Origin of the sequence: Ketobacter alkanivorans, from assembly GCF_002863865.1 — a bacterium.
Classification (GTDB): domain Bacteria; phylum Pseudomonadota; class Gammaproteobacteria; order Pseudomonadales; family Ketobacteraceae; genus Ketobacter; species Ketobacter alkanivorans.
On the sequence record NZ_CP022684.1, the window covers coordinates 3,903,700 to 3,917,524 of the forward strand.

Annotated in this window: 15 protein-coding genes; 9 read left to right on the forward strand and 6 right to left on the reverse strand. The window is 49.7% G+C overall.

Annotated features, from left to right (window positions below; translation table 11 throughout):
* Nucleotides 1–163: 163 nt before the first annotated feature.
* The 4 genes from Kalk_RS16620 to Kalk_RS16635 all read right to left on the reverse strand — a co-directional run bounded on the left by Kalk_RS16620 (nt 164) and on the right by Kalk_RS16635 (nt 3,572).
* The gene (locus tag Kalk_RS16620) at nt 164–445 is read right to left on the reverse strand and encodes a DUF5076 domain-containing protein (protein WP_101895321.1); all 282 of its coding nucleotides are present in this window, start codon (nt 443–445) and stop codon (nt 164–166) included.
* Between the two features lie 26 nt (nt 446–471).
* Complete coding sequence (locus Kalk_RS16625) at nt 472–1,848, reverse strand: vWA domain-containing protein (protein WP_158643544.1); 1,377 nt, start codon at nt 1,846–1,848, stop codon at nt 472–474.
* A 13-nt stretch (nt 1,849–1,861) separates the two neighbouring features.
* Nucleotides 1,862–2,788, reverse strand: coding sequence for an AAA family ATPase (locus Kalk_RS16630; protein ID WP_101895323.1), 927 nt, complete (start codon nt 2,786–2,788; stop codon nt 1,862–1,864).
* 115 nt (nt 2,789–2,903) lie between these two features.
* Entirely contained in the window at nt 2,904–3,572 is a 669-nt protein-coding gene (locus Kalk_RS16635; protein WP_101895324.1) for an OmpA family protein, read from the reverse strand.
* Nucleotides 3,573–3,811: 239 nt separating this feature from the next.
* Between Kalk_RS16635 and Kalk_RS16640 the strand changes: the two genes are divergently transcribed.
* From Kalk_RS16640 to Kalk_RS16680, 9 genes are all read left to right on the forward strand, one after another.
* Complete coding sequence (locus tag Kalk_RS16640; RefSeq protein ID WP_101895325.1) at nt 3,812–4,138, forward strand: DUF4156 domain-containing protein; 327 nt, start codon at nt 3,812–3,814, stop codon at nt 4,136–4,138.
* 227 nt (nt 4,139–4,365) lie between these two features.
* The gene (locus Kalk_RS16645) at nt 4,366–6,825 is read left to right on the forward strand and encodes a hybrid sensor histidine kinase/response regulator (RefSeq protein WP_101895326.1); all 2,460 of its coding nucleotides are present in this window, start codon (nt 4,366–4,368) and stop codon (nt 6,823–6,825) included.
* 77 nt (nt 6,826–6,902) lie between these two features.
* Complete coding sequence (locus Kalk_RS16650; RefSeq protein WP_101895327.1) at nt 6,903–7,664, forward strand: DUF3450 domain-containing protein; 762 nt, start codon at nt 6,903–6,905, stop codon at nt 7,662–7,664.
* Nucleotides 7,661–9,070 (forward strand): MotA/TolQ/ExbB proton channel family protein, encoded by a 1,410-nt coding sequence (locus Kalk_RS16655; protein WP_158643545.1) that lies wholly within the window; start codon nt 7,661–7,663, stop codon nt 9,068–9,070. Before Kalk_RS16650 ends, Kalk_RS16655 begins: the two co-directional genes overlap by 4 nt.
* Nucleotides 9,048–9,617: a MotA/TolQ/ExbB proton channel family protein gene (locus Kalk_RS16660; protein ID WP_199767944.1), complete on the forward strand. Its 570-nt coding sequence runs from the start codon at nt 9,048–9,050 to the stop codon at nt 9,615–9,617. The genes Kalk_RS16655 and Kalk_RS16660 overlap by 23 nt, the downstream gene beginning before the upstream one ends.
* Nucleotides 9,604–10,014 carry an ExbD/TolR family protein gene (locus tag Kalk_RS16665; protein WP_101895330.1) on the forward strand — a complete coding sequence of 137 codons (411 nt, stop codon included), beginning with the start codon at nt 9,604–9,606 and terminating at the stop codon, nt 10,012–10,014. Before Kalk_RS16660 ends, Kalk_RS16665 begins: the two co-directional genes overlap by 14 nt.
* Complete coding sequence (locus Kalk_RS16670; RefSeq protein WP_101895331.1) at nt 10,011–10,691, forward strand: energy transducer TonB; 681 nt, start codon at nt 10,011–10,013, stop codon at nt 10,689–10,691. The genes Kalk_RS16665 and Kalk_RS16670 overlap by 4 nt, the downstream gene beginning before the upstream one ends.
* 9 nt (nt 10,692–10,700) lie before the next feature.
* Nucleotides 10,701–11,945 carry a tetratricopeptide repeat protein gene (locus Kalk_RS21265; RefSeq protein ID WP_158643546.1) on the forward strand — a complete coding sequence of 415 codons (1,245 nt, stop codon included), beginning with the start codon at nt 10,701–10,703 and terminating at the stop codon, nt 11,943–11,945.
* A 37-nt stretch (nt 11,946–11,982) separates the two neighbouring features.
* Entirely contained in the window at nt 11,983–12,468 is a 486-nt protein-coding gene (locus Kalk_RS16680) for an NUDIX domain-containing protein (RefSeq protein WP_101895333.1), read from the forward strand.
* Nucleotides 12,469–12,482: 14 nt separating this feature from the next.
* On the opposite strand, the gene Kalk_RS16685 is transcribed toward Kalk_RS16680, so the two are convergent.
* A complete protein-coding gene (locus Kalk_RS16685; RefSeq protein WP_101895334.1) occupies nt 12,483–13,007 on the reverse strand; it encodes an Mpo1 family 2-hydroxy fatty acid dioxygenase in 525 nt (174 codons plus the stop codon).
* A gap of 76 nt (nt 13,008–13,083) precedes the next feature.
* Nucleotides 13,084–13,797 carry a Crp/Fnr family transcriptional regulator gene (locus tag Kalk_RS16690; protein WP_101895335.1) on the reverse strand — a complete coding sequence of 238 codons (714 nt, stop codon included), beginning with the start codon at nt 13,795–13,797 and terminating at the stop codon, nt 13,084–13,086.
* Between the last annotated feature and the right edge of the window lie 28 nt (nt 13,798–13,825).

A 13,825-nucleotide genomic window follows, 5' to 3' on the forward strand; every position in this document is an offset into this window, starting at 1 on the left:
GGCAGGTTTATTGATGTAACTCAATGAACGGGAGAGGGAATCTTATTATCCTAACCGCAGATGGATCATGTATCTATCTATCCCGGTGATAAGGGGAGGCCACGGTCTCCCCTTTTTTTTGCCGGATCTATGGCCTTTAGTTGATGCGTCTAATCAATGTGGGTCAGCTGCCGCGAGTAACTTCTTTGGCAACTTCCTCTTTAAATCCCATCAGTATTTGGCGCAGACAATCGGCCCGTTCCAGCTTTTCAGTTTTCTCATATATCTGTGAGCTGTACAGGGCAATCTGTGCCAGTAACTGGCCAAATTGTTTGGGGGATCCACCTAATCCACTGCTGATGGAAACGTGTTGTTTGCCATCCACATCCCAGACCCGAACCAGCTCGTGCGCGTCGGTATTTTGAACTTCCGGAGGTATTGGCAGGGTTTTAGGTTGCTCTGTCATGATATCTCTCGTAGACGGTGTTGGTGTTATTGGTTATAGCGTAGCAGATTGCCGATGAAGCGTTCCAACTGGTTGAGTGACTGGCAAGGCTCGGCCCAACTGCAGTAAGGCTTGTAACGCTTCATTTCGGAGTCGCCACTGCCCCAGCGCAACCGGCTTTCCGGGTTGAGCCAGATCAATTGGCGGGCGCGAGACTGAATGGCCTGCAGCAATTCGGTGCGAGCATCACCGTAGTTGTTTCGTGCATCACCCAGTATTATCACGGTTGTACGGTGATCTACCTGATTCAAACACAGGTTGCTGAAGGTTTGCAGCGATTGGCCATAGTCCGTAGAGCCGCCGCCGATGCGATCCAGTGTAAGGTTGATGGCGGTATCGATGTTCTCATTCTCAAACCATTGCGTAACTTCCTGCAAGTCGGAAGAAAAAGCAAAGGCACGCACGTTAGAGATCACTTCTGTCAGGCTGTACAAAAACATCAGCAGAAAACGGGAATACTGGCTTACAGATCCGCTTACATCACAGATCGCCATTACCTTGGGCTTGTCAACACGCTTGGTTTTCCAGTGGGTTTCCAGTAACACCCCGCTGTATGGAATGTTATGGCGGATGGTGTTACGCACATCCAGTTTGCCACGTTGATAAACTTTGCGGCGGCGGGAATGAGTGGCAACCAGTTTTTTCGCCAGTTTGCGTACCAGGTTTTGGACATCCTTGAATTCGCGAAGATTCTCCAGGCTGGTCTCGCGCATTACCGATTCACGCAGGGCTCGACTTTCTCCACTGGCCTGCAGCAGGTATTGGCGCTCTACATAATGCTTTACTTCCTCTCGCAGACGCTCACGGGCATCCCGCAGGGATCTTGCCAGGGCTTGCTCCTGTAGATCATCAGAGGCCTCTGCTGCCCACATTTCCTGCTCCATGGCTTCCAGCCCCATCGCCATCATCATGCGGCGACCATACAGACCTTTCTGAGTCATGACTTTGATGTCACGCACGTTGGCGACGCTGGCGGCGTTTGCCATTGCGCTGGCCAAAGCTTGGCCGTCGCCCTGCATCAGCATTTGTCCCAGCGGAGATTCTGCCTCGGCCGGGTTATCGGCAGGGTTGCTGGAGGAGAGTGAGATTATTCGTTCAAGTGGGTTTTTCGGAGGTGGTTTCTGTGTGGGTTGTTCAAACTGTTCGAAACTGTTGAAGTGAAAGAACTGATCAAAGCAGCTATCAAAACGTGATTTCTCTTCTTCGCTTTTGGCCAAAGTCAGGCTCAAAGCGGATTTCAACTGGCTTCTTTGTCCATACCCCACAAGGTCCACCGCGTGGATGGCATCCAGGGTTTCCGAGGTGGATATACGCACCCCATTGCCCCGTAGCGCTTTGACGAAATCCACTAAAATACGATCCATTGTAGATTGCCCGTCAGCTTTTGAAGAGTTTGTTGAACAGGCTGCGCATATCATCCTTAACGTTGTTGATATCCTCTTCATGTTTCAACAGAACGTTCAAAGTCGTTTCTACCAATTCAGGAGACAGGCTTTCAGAATGCAGTAATAAGAGTGTGCGGGCCCAGTCGATGGTTTCGCTGATAGCGGGCTGCTTCTTTAAATCCAGTTTGCGAACTTCCTGTACGAAACCCACCAACTGTTGCCGTAACTTGTCATTGATGCCGGGCACACGAGACTGAATAATGCTGCGTTCTAATGTCGCGTCCGGAAACGGAATGAACAGGTGCAGGCAGCGGCGTTTAAGTGCATCGCTTAGCTCTCTTGTATTGTTGCTGGTTAGAAAAACAATGGGATGGCGGCGCGCTTTGATGGTGCCGATCTCGGGGATGGATATCTGGTAATCCGACAGCATCTCCAGCAGAAATGATTCAAATTCGTTGTCGGCTTTGTCGATTTCGTCGATCAGCAATACCGTGCCTTGCTCGGCTTGCAGCGCCTGCAGCAGGGGGCGGGGCTCCAGAAACTGCTCTGAATAAAAGATATCGCCAAACTCATGCAGACGGTCTATGGATTCTGCCAGGCCATGGGCACCTTTTAGTAGGTCGCCGAGCTTATCTTTGAGTACTTGTGTATACAGCAGCTGCTTGCCGTATTTCCATTCATACAGGGCTTTGGCTTCATCCAGGCCTTCATAGCATTGCAGACGAATCAAATCCCAATTTAAAAACTGCGCGGTTGCTTTGGCTAGCTCGGTTTTCCCCACGCCGGGTGGGCCTTCCACCAATACGGGTTTTTCCAGCTGGTGGGCCAGGAACATTGTCATCGCAATGTTGTCGTTACATATGTAGCCGGATTGGGCGAAGCCGGATTTGATTTGTTCAACGCTGAAATCGTTTTTCATTGAGGCGATCTGATCAGTTAAGTGCGAATAATCCTCCACCTTAGCACAAAAGCAGTCAGGCTTGTGTACTCGGTTGAGTAACAAGCCTGTTGTGTTCAGATGTTAGAAACGATGGCTATTGGCTTTCATAGTTCACCAGGTATTCCTCGCTGTAGATAAGCTCTACACGCCGATTATCTCGATGATGGGTGGCGGAGGGCACAGGAGCATCCGCTCCCCAGCTTAGAACTTCAATTTGTTCAGCAGTCACACCTTGTTGGGTTAGCAGCTTGGCAACATAGCGCGCACGCTGTTCAGCCAGATGCTGATTATAGGTCGGATCACCCTGTGGATCAGCATGGCCATTAATGCTTATTTTCAAGTCCGGGTGTGCTGCCAGGAACGCTCCATGCTGCTTCAGGGTGATTTCGGCGTCTTGATCAAGCTGCTTCTGATCAAACCCGAATAAAAATAGGGTTTTGGCGGGGCGCGTGTTGGTATCGTCGTCTGGTAGCTCGGGAATAAGATAGGGTTGCTCCGGCATCTCATTGGTGTCAGCGGCGATGCTGGCCATAGGCTCTTCTAAGGTGAGGTCTAGCAGGGGCGCGTTGGGCTCAGCCATCGAAACCTGCGGTTCGTCTTGAATACTCGGGTCAACCGGTGAGATTGGTTCGTATGCTGAGGTGCTGAGATGATTATTCATGGTTTCAGGCTCGGTCGGCTGAACCTTGTGGCTGCTGCACGCAGTGGCTAATAGGGTTGAAGACAGCAGCAATATGGCGGATTTGAGGGTGAAGTTAGTCATGGTTATCTCCTGAAGTACGTTGTTGGCTTACAGGGTTTATTAAACGCTGCAATCAGGGCGATTCTCGGTAGCAATTAGGGGCAATTCATACCCAATTATGTTGAAAAATGGCACGGGGTTCGCATCGGGCGACAGGGGGCTTGTATCACAATATGGGCTGGTGTACCGGTATCGGATTGATAACGCTTACAGTAAGATAGAGCCCACACCGAAACCAACGTGTGATTAACAGGAGTGGTATGAATACATTAAAAACAGGTTCAATTTTGGCGCTTTCAGTGATTGCATCGGCCTGCAGTTGGGTGGACTTGAACCCGGCTGCTGAAGACGTTCTGATTCTTAAGCCCAGTCAGGCCAAGCAGTGCGAGCAGATGCGTCGCACCACCAGCCAGGTTATGGATAAGATCTGGTTTGTCGGCCGTAATGAGGAGAAAATGGGTGAAGAGCTGGCTACCCTGGCTCGCAACACTGCTGCTGAGTCCGGTGGCAATGCCATTATGGCCGTTTCTAAGATCGCTGAAGGCAAGCAAACCTTTGCGATTTTGAACTGCCCTCATTTGCGTTAAACCGGTACCGATATCAAACCTAATCGGATTCATTCCAGCATGAGCGAGCAGGGTTGTACGTCGGCTCGCTCATGTTGTTATTTCTTTTCGCTATAATAGCGGCCGTTTTAGATCCTCCACTTGGCAAATCGTCTATAAGCCATCCTTCATTAAGTCACCCATCTGTAAGTCTCAGCTAAACTTAAGCGTATATAAGCTACTTTTCGATACGAAGGTTTACCGATCGAATGTACGGTCTTTTCCTGCTTGCCAGGTTGATACTGCTCTGTATGATTTTTGGCTGTGCCGCGACGTTGGCGCGGGCGGATGGCCCCGTCGTGGAAATTCAAGACAAAGACTTTTCTCAACGCTTGGTTAGTGCGGTTGGTTTTATTGAAGACCCTGATGCCAAGTGGACAATTCAAGATGTGTTGAAGCAGCCGGAATCTGCATATGGATATACAGCACGGGATACTTTGCAGTTTGGATACAGCCAATCGGTATATTGGTTACGGATCGATATTCGCAATCGGCTTCTCCATAGTTCTGCGCTTACTCTGCAAGTGCGTTACCCGTTGTTGGACTTTGTTGATTTCTATCATGTTGATCAAGATGGTGTGATTAACCACCAGATGGCGGGAGACCATCGAAGCCTAGAGCAGCGTGAGTATCCAGTGAAGGATTATCTGTACCGCCTGCACCTTAACCCGGGAGAGATTCAAACTGTATATATTCGGGTTCAGTCCACCAGTTCTTTGTCTTTACCGATATATTTGAGTACTGAAACCGGTTTAGTTGCACTCAATAACAAATCGGAGTGGGTGGATGGAGCCTATTACGGCATTGCGCTCTCTATGATGGTATACAACTTGTTGTTGATGCTTGTGGTGCGGGAGCGAATTTATCTTGAGTATGTAGTCTGTGTTGTATTCCAGATCGGTTTTATCGCATCCCTTAACGGATATGCGGGTGTGCTCTTCCCGCAGAATTCATTTATTACCGATAAAGGCATCTATTTTTGCTCGACTGCTATGGCGGTGGCATTTATTCAATTTACGCGGACGTTTCTGCAAACCAAAGAGTTACTGCCGAGACTGGACCGATTTTATCGGTATTACATGTTGGTTCCTGCACTGGCGTTGCTGGCGGAGATGTTAGTGCATCCAACCATTGCTGCAAAAATCAATGTTATGTTGGTGATGGTGACCGTTATTCTGCTGTTTCCTGTTGCGCTTTTTCAGTACATTAAAGGCTATCGGGCGGCCTCCTATTTTGTGTTTGGACAGGGCATGTTCCTATCCTCGGTAATGTTTACCTCGCTCTCATCTCTCAATCTTGTGCCCTTCTATTTTTTGGCGCCGATGGCCATTAAGCTAGGCTCAGCAGCGGAGCTCATGCTGTTTTCCATGAGCCTGGCTGGCCGTATTAGTGAGCTTAAGAAAAGCCATTTTGAAATACAAAGAGAGCAGGAGGTGGCATTGGCCGAGACCAAAGCCAGTGAGCGCTATGTTGAAGAAATCAGTGAGGTGAATAAGGTGCTGGAGCAGGCGCTCCAGGTGCGATCCAAGTTCTTGGCCAATATGAGTCATGAAATTCGCACCCCGATGAACGGCATTTTGGGTATGCTCGAGTTAATCGATAACCCAGAACTGGATTCTGTGCAGCGAAACTATATTGATATTGCGCGCCGCTCAGGCAAGACGCTGTTGGCTTTGATCAATGAGATTCTGGACCTGTCAAAGATTGAATCGGGCAAGTTGGTGTTAGAACAGAATGCATTCAGCTTGAGGGAGCTAATCCAGGATCTTTCCAGTCTTTACAGTCAGCAGGTTAAGAATAAGCACCTGACTATCCGGGTTATGGTGGATTCGTCGGTGCCAGATTACATTGTTGGGGATCGCACACGGTTATGGCAGGTGCTTACGAATCTGATTAGCAATGCAATTAAATTTACTCGGCGAGGTGGTGTCATTATAAAACTGGACACAGTCTACGAAGGAGGGCAGAGGCTGCGCTTTGCCGTAGTGGATACCGGAATTGGTATTGCCAATAGTGAGCAGGAGTCCATTTTCGAAAGCTTTCAACAGGCGGATGGTACAACCACTAGGGAATACGGAGGTACTGGGCTTGGCTTGAGTATAAGCCGTAAGTTGGTGACACTAATGGGAGGTGTATTGAGGCTCGCATCTGAGCCGGGAGAGGGCAGTGAGTTCAGTTTTACATTGCCTTGCTGTATTGCCGATGATGCAGATGTTGCCAAAATAGAAGAGGAAGAGCGCCAGCAAAACGATGTGGATTTCTCTTCTTATCGGGTGCTGATAGTTGAAGACAATGAGGTTAATCAAAAGGTGGCTCAGGGAATCCTGAGTAAGCTAGGTGTGCAACATATTTATCTTGCCTCTAATGGGTTGGAGGCCTTGCAATACTTAAGGGGGGCTATGGTGGATATTGTTTTTATGGATGTGCAAATGCCGGTGATGGATGGATTTGATGCGACCCGGCAAATTCGAAAATTTGATAAGCTGGCACATTTACCTATCGTCGCTATGACGGCTAATGCTATGGATGGGGATCGTAAGCGCTGTTTGGATGCGGGTATGAATGATTACCTGTCCAAACCTATTAAACTTGAGTTAGTACGCCAAAGTATGCTTCGAAATCTAGTTGATGTGGTCAATATAGACGTTGATTCGGCCGCGAATAGCTAAGTAATACCCTTCTCTACTATTGTTGTTTTATTGTTTGGGCAGTATAACGTAGTCAGTGGGTAACTATAGGAAATCAAATGAATTCTTTGATCCAAATGATGGCAGGGTGCCTGCTTGCGGCGTTTGCCTGTGCCGGAATAGGCCAATCCCTGAATGACAGTGTAGAGTTGACTGTAGATCTGCAGAAACAGGCAGTTCAGTCACAGCAGAGCATCAATAAGATAGTTAACGACACGAATGCCATGCTGGAAGAGTATCGCCGTTTGTTGCTGGATGCCGATTATCACCAGGTGTATTTGAATCAGCTTACCCAGGAGTTACATCAGCAGCAATTGGAGCGAGAAAGCCTTCAGCTGCAGATTGAACGAATCCAACTGACCGAAAAACGCTTGGCTCCACTTTTGGCGAGCATGGTGCAAACCCTGGAGCGCTTTGTGGTGCTGGATTTACCGTTCCAGCAGCAAGAGCGTATTGACGCTGTATTACTGCTCCGTGAGCGACTGCATAATTCACAGCTGCCGTTGGTGGATCGATTTCAACTGGTTATGGAAGCATTCCAGGTAGAGCTGGAATACGGCCATACCCTTGAAGCATATCGGGAAAAAATAGATTGGCAGGGGCAAAAGCGCAGTGTCGACTGTTTGCGAGTAGGCAGATTGGCGTTGTATTTTATGACCCAGGATGGCGCTGAGGTTGGTTATTGGAACAGGCAAGAGAAGCAATGGCTGCCGCTGTCATCCGAGTACAGTCGGGTAATACGCGAGGGCGTGGCTGTTGCGAAAAGCCAGCAGGCACCGAAATTACTGACGTTGCCAGTGATGGCCGGAGTCGCGCCATGAGTCTATACAAAAAACTATGCACATTCTCCTTGATATGTGGCTTGGCTTTTATTGCCCCACTTAATAGCGCATCCGTTGTGGCGAGCCCAATGGATGCAGCACCAGACTCACTGCAGGCGTTATTGGAACAGGTTAAACAGCAGCGTCAGCAGGAAAAGAACGAGCTGCTGCAGCGAGAACAGCGTTTCAAGCAGGCGCAGAAGCAGCAGAAAATTCTGCTGGATCAGGCCCGATCGGAAAAACTCAAGCATGAAAGGACGCTGCAGCCATTGCAGCGAGAGCTTGAAATGGGCACCCAGGAGCTGGCCGCCTTGCGCAAAGACCTGCAGGAGAAAAGCCAGAATCTCAGGGATTTGCAAGGCGCTTTCAATCGCATTGCTGGAGAAGTAGCGGCCACCCTGAAGCAATCCATGGTGTCGGCCGAACGCCCGCAGCGAAATGCCGACCTGGCTCGGCTTGCAGCGCTACAAACCTTGCCCGAAATAGGTGATCTGGAGCTACTTTGGTTATCTATGCAGGATGAGATGACGGAGTCTGCACAAATTGCCCAATATAGGGGCGAGTACGTGGATGCCAGTGGTGCTATTACAACGGCGGAGCTGACCAGGGTAGGATTGTTTACCGTATTCAGCCGTGACGGGTTTCTTCGTTATGTACCAGAGAGTAACGAACTGCTTTTACCCGCGAGGCAGCCTTCAGCCCGATATCTTGATGCAGTAACGAATTGGTCAGCGAGTGCTTCTGCCATGAATGTCGCTGTGATTGATCCAACTCGTGGTGCGTTGATCAATCAACTCAGCCACTCACCCTCTGTGGCAGAGCGTGTTGAGCAAGCTGGCTTGATCGGCGTAATCATTCTGGCATTGGGAGGGCTAGGAGCCATAGTGGCGTTGTGGCGTGTATGTTGGCTGAGCTGGGTTTCTTTGAAAGTAAATCTTCAGCTTAAAAGTGTTGGGACACCTTCGGATAAAAATCCGTTGGGCAGGGTTTTAATAAAGGCTGGCGGGTTTTCAACGGATAATGATGAGAACTATCAGTTTAAACTGGATGAGGCGGTGCTTACAGAATTGCCGGCGTTAGAAAGAGGGCAAAATTTCATTAAGTTGCTGGCTGCGGTGGCACCTTTGCTGGGGCTGCTTGGGACGGTAACGGGCATGATCCTCACCTTTCAGTCCATCAGCTTATTTGGTAATGGCGATCCAAAACTAATGGCTGGCGGCATATCCCAGGCCTTGATGACAACGGTGCTTGGGTTGGTTGTGGCTATTCCTTTGCTGTTTAGTCACAGTTTTGTAGTGTCTCTTTCACGCAGCTTAGTGCAGCGTCTGGATGAGCAGAGCGCGGGCTTGTTGGTGCGTCGCCTGGAACAGGTCAGGGCAGGCAGTGGCAGGTCTGGCAATGATTGATCCCTGGCAGGATATTAATGCGTTTGCAGAGCAGGGTGGGCCTGTGATCTGGTTGTTGCTGATTCTGAGTTGCCTGCTTTGGACATTAATTATCGAGCGGCTTTGGTATTTCTGGTTTGGGGTGTCTGGCAATGCAGATGCGCTGAGAGTTCAGTGGCAACAGCGTATCGATCGTCAGTCCTGGTGTGCCCACCGGGTGCGGGATGCGTTCATTGCCGAAGTCAGTATCCGACTGCATACTTTTTTGCCTCTTATTAAAGCCCTTGTTTTGCTTTGCCCTCTTCTTGGATTGTTGGGTACGGTTACCGGGATGGTGACCGTGTTTGATGTAGTCGCAGTTGAAGGTTCCAGCGATGCGCAAGCCATGGCTCGTGGCGTGTTTCGAGCCACTTTACCTACAATGGCCGGCCTGGTGGTATCCATCAGTGGTTTATATATGTCGGCTCAGTTACAGCGTTGGGCCGACAACAGGGTAGCCAGGTTTGCGGATAGCCTGCCCATTGGCAGCGATGATCAAGCAGTGGAGGCGAGCCATGGCTGTGCGTAGACACCGACCAGGAGATCAAGAGACTGAACTGGATTTAACACCCATGTTGGACGTGGTGTTCATCATGTTGATCTTTTTCATAGTTACAACATCATTTGTGAAGGAATCAGGTATCGCCGTAAATACCCCAGAGGCTGAAACGGCTCAGCGACAGGAAAGCGCAAATATACTGATAGCAATACATGAATCCGGGGATATCTGGATCGATGGGAGGCCCATTGATGTACGCGCACTGAAAGCACAGGTTGCCCGTATGCATGCAGAAAACCCGCAGGGAACGGTGGTGGTTCAGTCTGATGAAAAAGCAGATACCGGTGTGCTGGTAAAAGTCATGGATCAGATCCGTTTGGCGGGAATTCAGCAAATTGCCGTTGCCGCACGGCGAGCAGGATCATGATATTGCGATTATTTGTAAGCGGTTTGCTTGCAGTGCTTGTTTCTGTGTTGTTGTTTATCTTTATGATCAGGTTGCTGAGTGGGGAAACGATTCAGCAAAACATCGATCAGGCGGTAACACGCATGCAGTTTGTTGAGCCCCCACCGGATGAAGCAGAGCCCCAAACCACTCCCGAGCAGGCAGTTGCATCTGAACCGTCTTTCGCGGAGGAAAGCATGATGCCTGTTGCAACGTTGCCGCAAACGGTAGCGGCACCCGCACCCAGTGCATTACCGCAGCCGAAAATGAGCAGTAACGCCTTTAATGTGCCAGCACCAAAGTCCAGTTGGAGCGCGCCGCTCAGTGGTGATGCTTTTCAAGCAGGCGAAAAAGGCAAAGGTTTCGTTGAAGTTATACCGTTGGCCACGCGGCGTCCCAATATTCCTGAGGTGGCTTGGGAAAATAAGATAGATGGCTGGGTATTGGTGGCATTTACTTTGAAGCCAGATGGTCGTACTGCCAATGTTCGGGTGCTGGATGCGCGGCCCGGTGGTGTCTATGAAGACAATGTCATTCGTGCTGTTCAGGACTGGCTTTACGATATGAGGAGTATCAAGCACAAGGGCGATATTATTCTTACCCAGAAAATTGAACTTTTCTGGCGTGATTATCCTGATAACACCCCATACCTTGATTAGGATGACTTAATGCGTATTCCAAGCAATGCAGTGCTCCTTACCTTGGTTATTCTACTTTTGGAATCGGTGTCGCCGTCGGCTCTGGCGGAACAGTACCGAAGCAAGCTACTGCTGAATCCAGGTCAATCACTGGATGAGGCTGCCAGTGTTTCCATCGAGCAGTTGGAAGCACAGTTTGGCGATATTCGGCAGGATTATGCGCGCTCCAGTGCCGGTGTTCAGTTGGCGCGACATTATGTTGAGCAGCGTAATTATGATAAGGCGGTTGCCTACTATAAGGAGGCACTTGCTGCACAGGGGTTATCGGATGTTGTTAACCGGGATCTGCACCGAGAGCTGGCGGGTGTTTATCTTGCCATGGGCAGTCCGGATCTTGCGCTGCAAACCTTATCATCTTTGGGGCATCAGCCGCCGCTTAAGGATCCACAAACGCTGCTCACCTACGCTCATATCTATTATGCATTAAATGATTATTTGCAGGTTGCTTCTACCCTTGATCAACTGTTCTCACTGCTAACGCCGGACCAAGAAGCTTTGTATCAGCAAATGATCGCGTTGGCCTATCAGATTCAGGATTACGATCTGTGTGCCTCAGCGTTAGAGCAGCAGTTGAATTATGACATGAGTAAAAGCGACTATTGGTTTCAATTAGTGGCGGTGCTGCTGAAACAAAATAAGGCGCAACAAGCGCTGGCTTATCTTGCATTGGCTGAATTGCAGGGAATGGCGTTCAGTGAACAGAATGTTCTGTTGTTGGGCAGCCTTTATGCATCCCAAGGGAACCCCTATAAAGGTGCTGAGGTGTTGTCTGAGGCAATCTCTCAAGGGGTGGTGAGTGCTACCGGTGAACACTACCGAGTTCTGTTTGAATACTGGCTGCATGCCCAAGAGCAAAAGCGTGCTCTCCAGGCGCTGCAACAAGCAGCGACCCTGACCAGGGATGCTGAGTTGTATCTTTATTGGGCCCAGATGTTGATGCAGAATCAGAACTGGAAGCAGATGCATAATGTCATGATGGATTTCTGCGGTAAGGCTGTACCACCTCTGATGGTGGGGCGTGCGAATCTGATGTTAGGCATCAGTGAGTATAAATTAAATCGCCCTCAGAAAGCCTTTCAGGCATTTGCCAACGCCACACTGGTGGGCGGTGCTAATGATTTGGCTGGGCAATGGTTGGATCGATTGGAGGCAGAAGGCATAATGGGCAATATTCCCGCGCGACCGTCTGGACCTTGTCAGGCAATTGCTGGATAAGAGCGAGCGGCCTTAATTTCCGACCAAAAAGAATAATATGAACATTAGGCTTCTGTTTTGTTTGATTTGTACTGTGCTGCCTGCTTGTGCAGTTACCACGGAGGATTGCGGCCAATTACCGGATGATCAAACGATTGGTAATGCCGGCTGTATGATTGTTCAGGATGGCAAGCTACTGATGATACAGCAAAGAATCAGTGGCCTTTGGGCTCTGCCTGGCGGTACAGCCGAGCCTGGGGAGCGCGCTGTTTGTTCTGCACAGCGAGAAACCTACGAAGAAACCGGTTTCAGGGTTCAGGTGCGTCATAAAATTCGTGAGTTCGGAAATGGTTTCCAGCTTTATTCGTGTGAGCTCGAGCAGCGTAGCTCGGGGGGGCCGTTAGATAAGGTGGAGGTTGCTACTTATAGTTGGTTTGATCAAGTTCAGCGTCAGTCAGTTCCCCTTCGATTTGAACAGCAACGTGCATTGGTTGATCAATTGGTGCTGGAGGAGCAGGCGCGTAAGCAGCCTACTGCTCCATAGTATCAGAGTTGGGCTCAGGATGAGGTTGTCGCCTCTTTGATCACCGCAGGGCCGGTCACGCCTTCAATGGCATCTTGCAACTCCTTGCGTAAGCCCAGTATGAAGGCTACTTCTGCCGCCACAAACAAAGGGCCGATGGCCAGACCCATTATATCGTCGATAAAAGCAGGTTTGCGGCGCTCATAAACGTGACCGACGAACTGAATAATCCAGCCTACGACAAACAGACCAATACCACTTAGCAACCATAGCTCAGTTGATAGTGCCGCCAGGGCGTTGCCGATCCACAGGCTTATAATCAACGCTGCCACCATGGCCATGCCAAAACGTAAATCAAGCTTGATGTAGTAGGTGCTGGCGGCAACAACAACCAACAGTGCCGGTGTCAACGCTATGCCCATGATATTGAGCTCCGGGCGTGCCAGCAGGGTTGCGACTGCCACCACTATCAAAGGTATACCCACAAAGTGAGTGATGATATTGCGCTTGTCGCGGTGGTAGCTGGCGTACTGTGTGAGCTGTTCAGTCAAGCTTCTCATTCTTGGATCCTCTGCTGCTTTGGCCTGGGCATATATTATCACGCTTATGCTAGCCGCAGGGGGGATGCTAAGTCTGTCATCTGGCTGACATTGGTGGCAGGTTTCCGAGCTTCTGCAGCGCATTCAGATCGCAAATTTCAATGCCGCCGTATACCAGTTTAACAATGCCATTTGCTTCGAGATCTTTGAGGATCTGATTTGTGGTTTGGCGAGAGATGGAGAGCATGCGTCCGAGTTGCTCCTGGTGTAAACGAATGGTCGGAGGTGTGTGTGCCGTGCGATTGCCGTAGCCTTCAGCGATCAGTGCCAATCGCCGGATAAGCCTCTGTGGGGCCGGTAAGAGGGCAAAATCTTCAATGGCGTAGAAGGTTAATCTCAGTTTTTGTGTCAGCAGCTGGCCGAAAGAACGCCAATATTCAGGCGTCTCTTGCAGAATTTGTTGCAGTGTTGCTTCCGACACATGCAATAACATGCTGTCGGTTTCGGCGATAGCGTCATGGGTTCGGGGTTGGCTATCGAACAAGGAGACCTCGCCGATCCAATTTGGAGGATCTATAAACGTGAGAATGGCCTCCTTACCATCTTCACTCAGCATGCTGATCCGCAAAGCGCCCTCAATCACGGCATATAAGCCGCAGTTTGGATCGCCGCGAGAGAACAGCGTATTGCCACGGGCAATGGTTTGGGTTTTGCCATTACTGATAAGGGCACGTTGCAACGGTTCAGGAATGGCATTGAACCAGCGGCCTTGTTGCAATATGTCTGTTATTGGTGGAGTTTTATTTGGCATGAGCGCAACTTGAGTGCTGTTAGTAACC

Bases quoted from the DNA above. Each gene is read 5' to 3' on its own strand.
- Kalk_RS16670 (WP_101895331.1), top strand. From the start codon at position 10,011: ATGATATTGCGATTATTTGTAAGCGGTTTGCTTGCAGTGCTTGTTTCT.
- Kalk_RS21265 (WP_158643546.1), top strand. From the start codon at position 10,701: ATGCGTATTCCAAGCAATGCAGTGCTCCTTACCTTGGTTATTCTACTT.
- Kalk_RS16640 (WP_101895325.1), top strand. From the start codon at position 3,812: ATGAATACATTAAAAACAGGTTCAATTTTGGCGCTTTCAGTGATTGCA.
- Kalk_RS16690 (WP_101895335.1), bottom strand. From the start codon at position 13,797: ATGCCAAATAAAACTCCACCAATAACAGACATATTGCAACAAGGCCGC.
- Kalk_RS16650 (WP_101895327.1), top strand. From the start codon at position 6,903: ATGAATTCTTTGATCCAAATGATGGCAGGGTGCCTGCTTGCGGCGTTT.
- Kalk_RS16680 (WP_101895333.1), top strand. From the start codon at position 11,983: ATGAACATTAGGCTTCTGTTTTGTTTGATTTGTACTGTGCTGCCTGCT.
- Kalk_RS16630 (WP_101895323.1), bottom strand. From the start codon at position 2,788: ATGAAAAACGATTTCAGCGTTGAACAAATCAAATCCGGCTTCGCCCAA.
- Kalk_RS16645 (WP_101895326.1), top strand. From the start codon at position 4,366: ATGTACGGTCTTTTCCTGCTTGCCAGGTTGATACTGCTCTGTATGATT.
- Kalk_RS16625 (WP_158643544.1), bottom strand. From the start codon at position 1,848: ATGGATCGTATTTTAGTGGATTTCGTCAAAGCGCTACGGGGCAATGGG.
- Kalk_RS16635 (WP_101895324.1), bottom strand. From the start codon at position 3,572: ATGACTAACTTCACCCTCAAATCCGCCATATTGCTGCTGTCTTCAACC.
- Kalk_RS16655 (WP_158643545.1), top strand. From the start codon at position 7,661: ATGAGTCTATACAAAAAACTATGCACATTCTCCTTGATATGTGGCTTG.
- Kalk_RS16620 (WP_101895321.1), bottom strand. From the start codon at position 445: ATGACAGAGCAACCTAAAACCCTGCCAATACCTCCGGAAGTTCAAAAT.
- Kalk_RS16685 (WP_101895334.1), bottom strand. From the start codon at position 13,007: ATGAGAAGCTTGACTGAACAGCTCACACAGTACGCCAGCTACCACCGC.
- Kalk_RS16665 (WP_101895330.1), top strand. From the start codon at position 9,604: ATGGCTGTGCGTAGACACCGACCAGGAGATCAAGAGACTGAACTGGAT.